This is a genomic window from Nonomuraea sp. NPDC001684, assembly GCF_053596515.1.
The window spans coordinates 1-8996 of record NZ_JBSFGJ010000382.1 but is presented as its reverse complement, the minus strand read 5'-3'; the positions used below and the strand labels follow the sequence as shown (position 1 = coordinate 8996).

General features: G+C 73.2%; 9 protein-coding genes. 5 read left to right on the top strand and 4 right to left on the bottom strand.

Features of this window, described 5'->3' with window-relative positions; translation table 11 throughout:
- Positions 1-2178, bottom strand: a 2178-nt coding sequence (locus ACWCSD_RS40535) for an ATP-binding protein (RefSeq protein ID WP_449922824.1), incomplete at its 3' end; no start/stop codon positions are given.
- Positions 2179-2307: 129 nt separating this feature from the next.
- Here ACWCSD_RS40535 and ACWCSD_RS40530 point away from each other — a divergent pair.
- A complete protein-coding gene (locus ACWCSD_RS40530; protein WP_397163066.1) occupies positions 2308-2922 on the top strand; it encodes a dihydrofolate reductase family protein in 615 nt (204 codons plus the stop codon).
- A 16-nt stretch (positions 2923-2938) separates the two neighbouring features.
- Here ACWCSD_RS40530 and ACWCSD_RS40525 read toward each other — a convergent pair whose 3' ends face one another.
- Positions 2939-4324: an MFS transporter gene (locus ACWCSD_RS40525; protein WP_397163065.1), complete on the bottom strand. Its 1386-nt coding sequence runs from the start codon at positions 4322-4324 to the stop codon at positions 2939-2941.
- A gap of 307 nt (positions 4325-4631) precedes the next feature.
- On the opposite strand from ACWCSD_RS40525, the gene ACWCSD_RS40520 reads away from it, so the two are divergent.
- Positions 4632-5045, top strand: coding sequence for a VOC family protein (locus ACWCSD_RS40520; RefSeq protein WP_397163064.1), 414 nt, complete (start codon positions 4632-4634; stop codon positions 5043-5045).
- 274 nt (positions 5046-5319) lie between these two features.
- Positions 5320-6144 carry a nitroreductase/quinone reductase family protein gene (locus ACWCSD_RS40515; protein WP_397163062.1) on the top strand — a complete coding sequence of 275 codons (825 nt, stop codon included), beginning with the start codon at positions 5320-5322 and terminating at the stop codon, positions 6142-6144.
- Positions 6145-6150: 6 nt separating this feature from the next.
- Here the strand turns inward: ACWCSD_RS40515 and ACWCSD_RS40510 are convergent, their stop codons facing one another.
- Positions 6151-7347: an MFS transporter gene (locus ACWCSD_RS40510; protein ID WP_449922820.1), complete on the bottom strand. Its 1197-nt coding sequence runs from the start codon at positions 7345-7347 to the stop codon at positions 6151-6153.
- 83 nt (positions 7348-7430) lie between these two features.
- On the opposite strand from ACWCSD_RS40510, the gene ACWCSD_RS40505 reads away from it, so the two are divergent.
- Complete coding sequence (locus ACWCSD_RS40505) at positions 7431-7889, top strand: winged helix-turn-helix transcriptional regulator (protein ID WP_358300295.1); 459 nt, start codon at positions 7431-7433, stop codon at positions 7887-7889.
- A 38-nt stretch (positions 7890-7927) separates the two neighbouring features.
- On the opposite strand, the gene ACWCSD_RS40500 is transcribed toward ACWCSD_RS40505, so the two are convergent.
- On the bottom strand, positions 7928-8362 hold the full coding sequence (locus tag ACWCSD_RS40500; protein WP_449922818.1) for a nuclear transport factor 2 family protein: 435 nt from the start codon (positions 8360-8362) through the stop codon (positions 7928-7930).
- Positions 8363-8445: 83 nt separating this feature from the next.
- Between ACWCSD_RS40500 and ACWCSD_RS40495 the strand changes: the two genes are divergently transcribed.
- Positions 8446-8826 carry a winged helix-turn-helix transcriptional regulator gene (locus ACWCSD_RS40495; protein ID WP_397163056.1) on the top strand — a complete coding sequence of 127 codons (381 nt, stop codon included), beginning with the start codon at positions 8446-8448 and terminating at the stop codon, positions 8824-8826.
- Positions 8827-8996: the final 170 nt, after the last annotated feature.

Here is an 8996-nt window from a genome sequence, read left to right as displayed (position 1 = left end):
CCTATCGATTACGCCTGGGGCATCGGTGTCCGCTCGCACGCTGGCCATCGCGTCTATCCGCACGCGCGGCATGCGCGCGGTGACCGGCGAGCGCGACAGGGCGTCCAGCAGCCGCGTCGCCGCCGCCTCCTCGCCCGTCCTGCGCAGCGCCGCCGCCAGCACGAGCTGGGTGTCGGGCGCCAGCCACGCCGCGTCCGGCTCCTCCTGCCAGCGGCCCTCCCGCCAGCACCACTCCACCGCCTCGCCCGGCCGGTCGTGCCCGAGCGCGAGCATCGCCTGGCAACGCTCCCACCCGGTGATGAACGGCAGCCGCCCGAGCCCGTCGATCAGCCGGTCCACGGGCTCCAGGGCGGCGGCGGCCTCGTCCAGGCGGCCCTGCAGGATGCGGATCTCCGCCAGGACGACCCGGGCCGAGCCGGTCCAGTGCAGGTCACGCAGCGGTTCCGCGGTCTCGACGGCCCGTCCGGCCAGCTCTGCGGCCCGCTCCAGCGCGCCCGACCGGGCGGCGGCCAGCGCCCACCAGCCCAGCGCGAAGGAGGCCACGCCGCGGTCGCCGCGCGCCACCAGCCGCTCCACAGCCCGCTCGAAGCACTCGATCGCCCGCCGGTAGTCGTCGCCGAGCACGTGCACCAGGCCGGTGATCGCCTCGGCGCTGTCGGCGACGAACCCGTCCCCGGCCCGGACGGCCTCGTCCCGCACCGCGCGGGCCTCGGCCAGCGCCTCGGGCAGGCCCGTCGCCAGCAGGCCGAGCGCGATCAGCGGCCCGGCCGGGCGGGCGGCCTCCGGGGCGCCGGCCGCCTCGGCCAGGTCCCGCGCCGTCCGCGCCACCTCGAACGCCTCGATCCCCGGCTCGGCGGTGTTGAGCACGAGGGCCAGCGCCGTCAGGACCCGGGCCCGGAGCGGGCCGCGCTCGTCCGCGCCGAGCGCCGCGGCCCGGCGCAGCAGCGCGGCCCCCTCGGCGCCGCGTCCCTCCAGGTGCCACAGCCACGCGCAGTCCGCGGCCAGGCGCCGCCCCCGCGCCGGGTCCGGACGCGACAGCCCCCACTCGATCGCGGCCCGCACGTTGGGGTAGGCGGCGCCCAACCGCGCCCGCCAGGCGTCCTTGTCGGTCTCCAGCAGCGGCGCCAGCTCGGCCGGCAACGACGCGTGGACGTCCAGGTGCAGGTCGCGCGCGGCGGTCTCCTCCCGCGCCGCCGCCAGGCGGTCCAGCGCGTACGCCCGCACCACCCCGAGCATCCGGTACCGGGCCACCGGGCCGGTCGTGTCGGCCACCACCAGCGACTTGTCGATCAGCCCCCGCAACGCCCTGAGCAGGCGTCCGGCGCTCGGCCCGCCGAGCTCGGCCAGGCGGGTGACGGCGTCGGCGGTGAAGCCCGGCTCGAACACCCCGGCGCGCCGGAACAGCACCCGCTCGTCGTCGTCCAGCAGGTCGTGGCTCCAGCTCATCGACGCCTGCAGGGTGCGCTGCCGGAAGGGGGTGGTCCGCGCGCCGCCGTCCAGGAGGGCGTAGGGGGCGCTCAGGGAGTCGGCGATCTGGGCCAGCGACAGCGCGCCCGCCCAGCCGGCCGCCAGCTCCAGCGCTAGGGGTAGCCGGTCGAGCCGGTCGCAGATCCGTCTGGCCTGCGATTCGGCCGCCCCGGCCGCGTCCGGGGCGCCGGCGCGGACGCGTTCGAGGAACAGCTCCAGCGCGTCGGCCAGCCTCATCGGCGGCACCGGCCACACCCGCTCGCCGGGCACGCCGAGCCTGGACCGGCTGGTGGCGACCACCGCCACCCGCGGGCACCCGGCCAGGACGGCCGCGACGACGCCGGCCGCGTCGTCCAGCACGTGCTCGCAGTTGTCGACCACGACGAGGAGCTCGCGCTCGCGCAGCGCGGCGGCCAGCACCGGCAGCGGGTCCCGGTCGGCGGGCAGCGGGACGTCCAGCGCGGCGGCCATCCGGCGACCGACCTGGCCGCCGTCGGTCTCCTGCTCCAGGCCGACCCAGAACACGCCGTCCGGCCACGCCCCGGACGCCGCCCGGCACAGGCGCATCGCCAGCCGGGTCTTACCGCACCCGCCGGGCCCGGTCAGGGTCAGGACCCGCCCGGCCGCCACCGCCTCGCCGGCCGCCGCCAGCTCCTCGGCCCGGCCCACGAACGACGACAACTCTGCCGGAACATGACGGACATCAGACATCGCCCGAAGTATGCCAGCAAATAGGCCAGGGGACCGGCGGCATCTCTGCCAGGTGGCCGATGTTCCCGGCCCGCCCGGGACGGCAGGATCGTGTCCATCGCAACGAACACCTCACCAGGAGAGCCGGACATGACGCAGCACGACACCATCCAGGGCCGCAGGGTCGTCGGCAACATCTCGCTGTCCCTCGACGGCCGGGTCAGCGGCCCGGGCGGCGAGTACGACATGAGCTGGATCGTCCCGCACGCCCTCAGCGACGGCGCCCGCGACCACATGATCCGGGTGACCGGCGCGGCCACCACCGTCCTGCTCGGCCGCAGGAACTACGAGGGCTTCGGCTCCTTCTGGCCGGCGGTCGCCAAGGACGAGGACGCCGACCCCCGCGACCGGGCCTTCGCCCAGTGGCTCGACGAGACCGAGAAGATCGTCTTCTCCTCGACCCTCACGGACGCGCCGTGGCAGAACTCCCGCCTGGCCGAGGGCGGCCCCGCCGCGGAGGTCGAGCGGCTCAGGAAGCAGGCCGGCGGGGACGTCGTCGTCCTGGCCAGCGGCAGCGTCATCAGGGCCCTGCTGGAGGCGGACGCGCTGGACCGGCTCAGCATCACGCTCTGCCCCGAGGTGGCCGGCGGCGGCGCCCGGCTGTTCGAGGACGGCCTGCCCGCCACGCACTGGTCGCTGACCGACCTGACGACCACCGAATCGGGCGCGATCTGCCTGCTCTACGACCGCCTGCGCCAGGGCTGAGCCCACGCCCCACAGGTCAGGCGGGCAGCGGGGCGGCGGTGGCGCGGTGGCGGGCGAAGGTGAGGGCGACGACCGTCCCGAGCAGCATGCCCGCGGCCGCGACGAGCACCGCCGTGCGCATCCCCGAGGCGAGCGCGGGGCCGGTGGCCTCGCCCACCCCGCCGGCCGCGACCAGCACCGCGAGCCCGAGCGCCGCGCCGACCTGGAGCGCGGTGGAGGCCATGCCGGAGGCGATCCCCTGCTCGCCCGCCGCCACGCCGGTGGCCGAGGCGATCCACATCCCGGTCCAGGTGAGGCCCTGGCTGACACCGGACACGACGATGCCGGGCAGCACACCCCAGTACGAGCCGTCGGCGCTGATCCCCATCGCCAGCAGCGCGGTGCCCGCCGCCCCGCCGACGGTGCCGAGGAGCAGCGTCACCCGCATCCCGATCCGCCCGGCCAGCCGCCCGCCGAGCTGGGTGCCCAGCGCGATCAGCAGGGACGGCACCAGGAACGCCAGCCCGGTCGCCACGGCGCCGTACCCGAGCACGGTCTGGAAGTAGACGGTCAGGAAGTACGGCAGCGCGTTGAACGTGGCGCCGAAGACCAGGATGACCGCGACGGCCGAGCTGAGGCTGCGGTTGCCGAACAGCCGCAGCGGCATGAGCGGGTCGGCGCCCGCCCTCTCGACCGCGACGAAGGCGGCCAGCAGCACGGCGGCCAGCACGAACCCGCCGGTGATCAGCGGCGAGCTCCACCCCGACTCGGGGCCCTGGATGAGCGCGTAGGCGAGCAGGCTGACGCCGCCGGTGGCCAGCACCGCGCCCGGGACGTCGAACCGGCGGCCCCGCGCGCGGGCCCCGTCGGCGGGCAGCAGCAGCCAGGCTCCGGCGATCGCGACGACGGCGAGCGGCACGTTGACGTAGAAGACCGCCTCCCAGCCCCAGGCGCCGGTGAGCAGGCCGCCGAGCAGCGACCCGAGCGCCAGCCCGCTGGCTCCGGCGCCGCTCCACACCGCCAGCGCCCTGTTGCGCGCCGCCCCCTCGGCGAAACCGGTGTTGACCAGCGCCAGCGTGGCCGGGAACAGCAGCGCGCCGCCCAGTCCCTGCGCGGCCCGCGCGGCGACCAGCGTCCCGGGGTTCTGCGCCAGGCCGCCGGCCAGGGAGGCGAGTGCGAACAGCGCCAGCGCGCCCACGAACATCCGGCGGTGGCCGAGCAGGTCGGCCGCCCGGCCGCCGAGCAGCAGGAACCCGCCGTACGCGACGGCGTAGGCGCTGGCCACCCACTGCAGGGTCTGCGGGGAGAAGTCCAGGTCGGCGCCGATCCGGGGGAGGGCGACGAAGACGATGTTGAAGTCGAGGGAGGTGATCAGCTGGGAGAGGGCCAGCAGGGCGAGGATCAGGCCGGGTCGGCGTCTCATGTCCACCTTCATACGATTGTTCGGGAAAAACGTACAGTTCGGGATCCTCGTACAATAGGGGGACGCTCGTCAAATCACCGGCACGCGGCAACGAGAAAGGGCCCCCGCGAGATCGCGGGGGCCCGTCGTTCGTGTGCGGGGGATCACCGCTGGTCCTGCGTGCCCTTCCAGGGGAGCGCGCAGGCGAGGGCCGCGCCCAGGCAGAGGCCGGTCCAACCGGTCAGGATTCGAGAAGCGCCCGGCCGGGCGTCCTCCGTAGCGTTGCTCTCATCGTCGGAAAACGTCTGAAGCGCCAAGGAGACACGGCATGAAAGCGCACGTCAGCTCTATCCTCCTCGCCGTCCGCGACATGGAGGCGGCCAAGCGGTTCTACACCGAGGGCCTGGGCTGGAAGATCCAGAACGACTACGGCATCTCGGTGTTCTTCGAGTCCGACGGCGCCTCGCCCGTCGGTTTCTACGGCCGCGAGGGCCTGGCCGGCCAGATCGGGCTGAGCCCGGAGGGCAGCGGGTTCAGCGGGGTCGTGCTCACCTATGTCGTCCGCAGCGAGGCGCGGGTGGACGAGATCATGGAGGAGGCCGAGAAGGCCGGCGCCACCATCCTCAAGCCCGCCGGCGCCCTGCCCTGGGGCGGGTACGGCGGCACCTTCGCCGACCCCGACGGCTACGTCTGGAGCCTGGGTTACAGCGAGCAGGGCCAGGACCAGCCCTACGCCGAGTAGCCGCGGCGGGCGCCTCCACGGGAGGCGGTGAGGTCCGGCGCCGGTGCGCGATCGTGCCGACGCCGGACCACCGCGGACCCGGTCTGGAGGTTTGTCGGCTTTGCGAAAAATATCTTGATGAAGTAGCGTCACCTCCGTGACTGCCGGGTCGGCCTTGGGCCACGCACCAGAAAGCAGCCCGGCCCTGGCGTGATCGCCCGGCGGGCGCGCGGCCCGCCGCTTCCTCTTCTCCTCCTCAGCACGTCAGAGCAGAGACCATCACCCATGGAGAAGAGTGGATTTCAACAAGCAGGTCATCGACGAGTTCCGCGCCAACAACGGCCAGGTCGGCGGCTATTTCGAGGGAGCGAGACTGCTCCTGCTCACCACGACCGGCGCCCGTTCGGGCAAGCCCCACACCACCCCGCTCGGCTACCTGCCGGACGGCGGCGAGCGCATGCTGGTCATCGCCTCCGCCGGCGGGGCGCCGAGGAACCCCGCCTGGTACCACAACCTGCGGGCCAACCCTCGTGCCACGGTCGAGAGCGGCGTCTTCGTCTTCGACGTCGAGGCGGAGGTCCTGGAGGGGGCCGAACGGGACGCCGCCTTCGCCCGCGCCGTGGAGAGCGACCCCGGCTGGGCCGATTACCAGGCCAAGACGACCCGGATCATCCCCGTCGTCGCGCTGAAGGTGGTGCCGGGGCCGCCCCGGTCGACCGCGCCCTCCGGCGGGGCGTACCTCAAGCTGGTGCACGACGGCTTCCGCCGCGAGCTCGCGCTGATCCGCAAGGAGCTGGCCGACACCGGACGCCCCGGCCTGGGCGTGCAGCTGCGCGTCAACTGCCTGACCATGTGCCAGGGGCTGCACCACCATCACACCGGCGAGGACACGATGATGTTCCCGGCGCTGGCCGAGCGGCATCCCGCGCTCGCCCCGGTGATCGAGCGGCTGGCCGTGGAGCATGAGCGCGTGAGCGTGCTGGTGGCGGAGCTGAAGGAGGCCCTGTCGGGTGACGACCCGGTGCGGGTGCGCGCGGAGATCGAGCGGCTGACCGACGAGCTCGAAGCGCATCTGGCGTACGAGGAGGAGCAGCTCGTGCCGATCCTCGACCTGCCCTGACCCCGTTCAGGCCGAGGCGGACGCGCGTGCCGCCGGCGCGGCGGTGAGCCGCCGGGTCGAGACGGCGACGACGAGCCCGAGCGCGGCGTAGGCCGCGCCGAGCAGGCAGGCGGCCGGCCATCCCGCGAGGCTGTAGGCCCAGGTGGTGGTGATCGCGCCGAGCGCGGAGCCGAGGGAGTAGCAGGCCATGTACGCGCCGATGACCCCGCTGCTCCGGTCGGGACGCGCGGTGGTGAGCAGGTGCTGGCTGCTGACGTGCACGGCCTGCACGGCGAAGTCGAGCACGACCACGCCGGCGATCAGCAGCCACAACGACCACCCCGCCTGGGCGGTCAGCAGCCAGGAGGCGGCCAGCAGCGCCAGCGACCAGCCGGTGACCGAGGACGCCAGGCCCCGGTCGGCCCAGCGGCCGGCCCGGGCCGCGCCCAGCGCGCCGGTGAGCCCGGCGAGCCCGAACAGCCCGATCTCGGTGGTGCCGAGGTGCCACGGCGCGGCGCCGAGCGGCAGCGCCAGCCCGCTCCACAACGTGCCGAAGGAGGCGAACAGGAAGAACGCGATCAGCCCCCGGCTGAGCAGGAGCCGGTCCCCGGCCACCAGCCGGCCCAGCGACGACAGCGACCGGCCGTACGAGACCCGGGGACGCCGGACGTCGGCGTCCAGGACCAGGCGGGCGACGAACGCGAGCAGCACGCACGACGCGGCGATGACCAGGTAGACCGCCCGCCAGTCGGCCAGCTCGCCGAGCAGGCCCGCGACCATCCGGACCCCGAGGATCCCGGCCACCACGCCCGAGGTGACCGTGCCGATGTTGCGGCCGCGCTCGGCGGGCGGTGAGACGGCGGCGACGTAGGCCACCGTGACCTGGACGACCACGGCGAACAGCCCGGCGAGGGCCAGGCCCGCGATCGCCAGGCCGCCGCCGGGCGCGACGGCGGCCACCCCGGCGCCCACCGCCGTCAGCAGCAGGTGGGCCGTGATGAGCCGGCGCCGGTCGAACAGGTCGCCGAGCGGGACGAGCAGCACCAGCCCCGCCAGATAGCCGATCTGCCCGGCGGCGACCAGCCGGCCCAGTGATCCGTCCGCCAGCCCGAGGTCCCGGCCCGCGGCCTGGAGGACGGGCTGGATGCCGTAGACGGGCGACACGGCCACCGCGCACACCAGCGCGAGCACGATCCGTTGCCTTCCGGTCAGTCCTGGCGACATGTCACTCCCCGATTAGTTTCAATATGCAACCGATCGGAGGCTAGGGCATAATGGTTTCGAATTGCAACTGATCGGAGGGTTCAGTGGACGTCACACTCGCTGCGGGAAACGCCTGGACCGACCCGGCCTGCCCGGTCGCGCGCGCCGTCGACCTGGTCGGCGACCGGTGGAGCCTGCTGATCGTCCGTGACGCGATGGACGGCGCCACCACCTTCACCGAGTTCCACCAGCGGCTGGGGATCGCCCGCAACATCCTCACCGACCGGCTCCGCAAGCTGGTCGAGCACGGCATCCTCGACAGGAGCGCCGCCGACGGCAGGCGGCACGCCTACCGGCTCACCGAGGCCGGGCGGGACCTCTTCACCGCCGTCGTCGCCCTGCGCCAATGGGGCGAGCGCCACGCCTTCGCGCCGGACGAGCCGCACTCCGTCCTGGTCGACGGCCAGGGGCGGGAGCTGCCCCGGCTGCACCCGCTCGGCCAGGACGGCACGCCGCTCTCCGCCGAGACCTCCCGCGTGCGGAAGACCGCCGCGTCCGGCTAGACCCGTTCACCGCACATGTGGATCTTCGCAGCCTGCCGTCAGGACGCGATCACGGCGGGGTTTCCCTCGCTCCAGACGCTGGTGATCCTGCGGTGGGTGAACCGCCAGCCGTCCGGGGTGCGGCGCAGTCGGTCGTCGTAGCGACCCCCGGCAAGGAACTTCTCGCCATCGGGCAGACCGAGGCGGACATGCTGGGCTTGGTAGTAGCACGAGTGCTCGGCCTCGTCACCGTGCACTGTGGCGACATGGTTGCCGTTCAGGTGATGGGTGGCGTCGAATCGCTCCATGCTGGCGCTGATCCTGGCGATGATCGCCTCAGGTCCGCGGAGCCGTTCGCCCGAACCGCTGTACTCCCAGCAGGCGTCGTCGGTGAACAGCGCGCCCAGGGTCTCCCAGTCCCTGGCGTCCAGGGCCGTCGCGTACGCGATGACGGTGTCCACGATCGCGGTGCGGTCTGCGAGTTCCTGAAGCATGGGGCCACCTTCCGGCTTGGTGCACGATTTGATACGGAGTACATGATTGGTGACTGTCCAGCCCGGCGGAAGAAGGCACTTTCATGTCCCAGAGTCACATCGATGTGTCAGCCCTGGCCCGCGAGGCGTGCCCGGTCTCGGAGGTCCTCGATCACGTCTCCGGGAAGTGGAGCATCGGCATCCTGGTGGCCGCTGCGCAGGGTCCCGTCCGGTTCACGGAGCTGGAACGCTCGATCAACGGAATCAGCAGGCGCATGCTCACGCTCAAGCTGCGCAAGCTGGAGCGGGACGGCTTGCTCGTACGCACCGTCCATCCGGTCGTCCCGCCCAAGGTCGAGTACACGCTGACGGAGATGGCCCGGGAACTCCACAAGTCGCTGCTGGAACTCACCGACTGGGCCAAGCGAAACGGCGCCGCCGTCGCCGCCGCCCAGGCCGCCTACGATCACGAACACAAGGGTTGACGGCAGCCGCCGCCCAGAAGACTCCGTGCCCTTGACGGCCGGACGATCGTCCAGGTGCGGAGAACGGGGCTAGAGGCAACGCCGTTCAGTTAAGGGTGAGGGCGGTTCGTCAAGACCGGTGAACAAAACAGCGGAGCCGCTGTAGAAGAGGTCTGTCACTCCAAGACATC

What these genes read in the sequence shown, in the direction of transcription:
- ACWCSD_RS40530 (WP_397163066.1), top strand. Translation starts at nt 2,308, where the DNA reads ATGACGCAGCACGACACCATCCAGGGCCGCAGGGTCGTCGGCAACATC.
- ACWCSD_RS40525 (WP_397163065.1), bottom strand. Translation starts at nt 4,324, where the DNA reads ATGAGACGCCGACCCGGCCTGATCCTCGCCCTGCTGGCCCTCTCCCAG.
- ACWCSD_RS40520 (WP_397163064.1), top strand. Translation starts at nt 4,632, where the DNA reads ATGAAAGCGCACGTCAGCTCTATCCTCCTCGCCGTCCGCGACATGGAG.
- ACWCSD_RS40510 (WP_449922820.1), bottom strand. Translation starts at nt 7,347, where the DNA reads ATGTCGCCAGGACTGACCGGAAGGCAACGGATCGTGCTCGCGCTGGTG.
- ACWCSD_RS40500 (WP_449922818.1), bottom strand. Translation starts at nt 8,362, where the DNA reads ATGCTTCAGGAACTCGCAGACCGCACCGCGATCGTGGACACCGTCATC.
- ACWCSD_RS40495 (WP_397163056.1), top strand. Translation starts at nt 8,446, where the DNA reads ATGTCCCAGAGTCACATCGATGTGTCAGCCCTGGCCCGCGAGGCGTGC.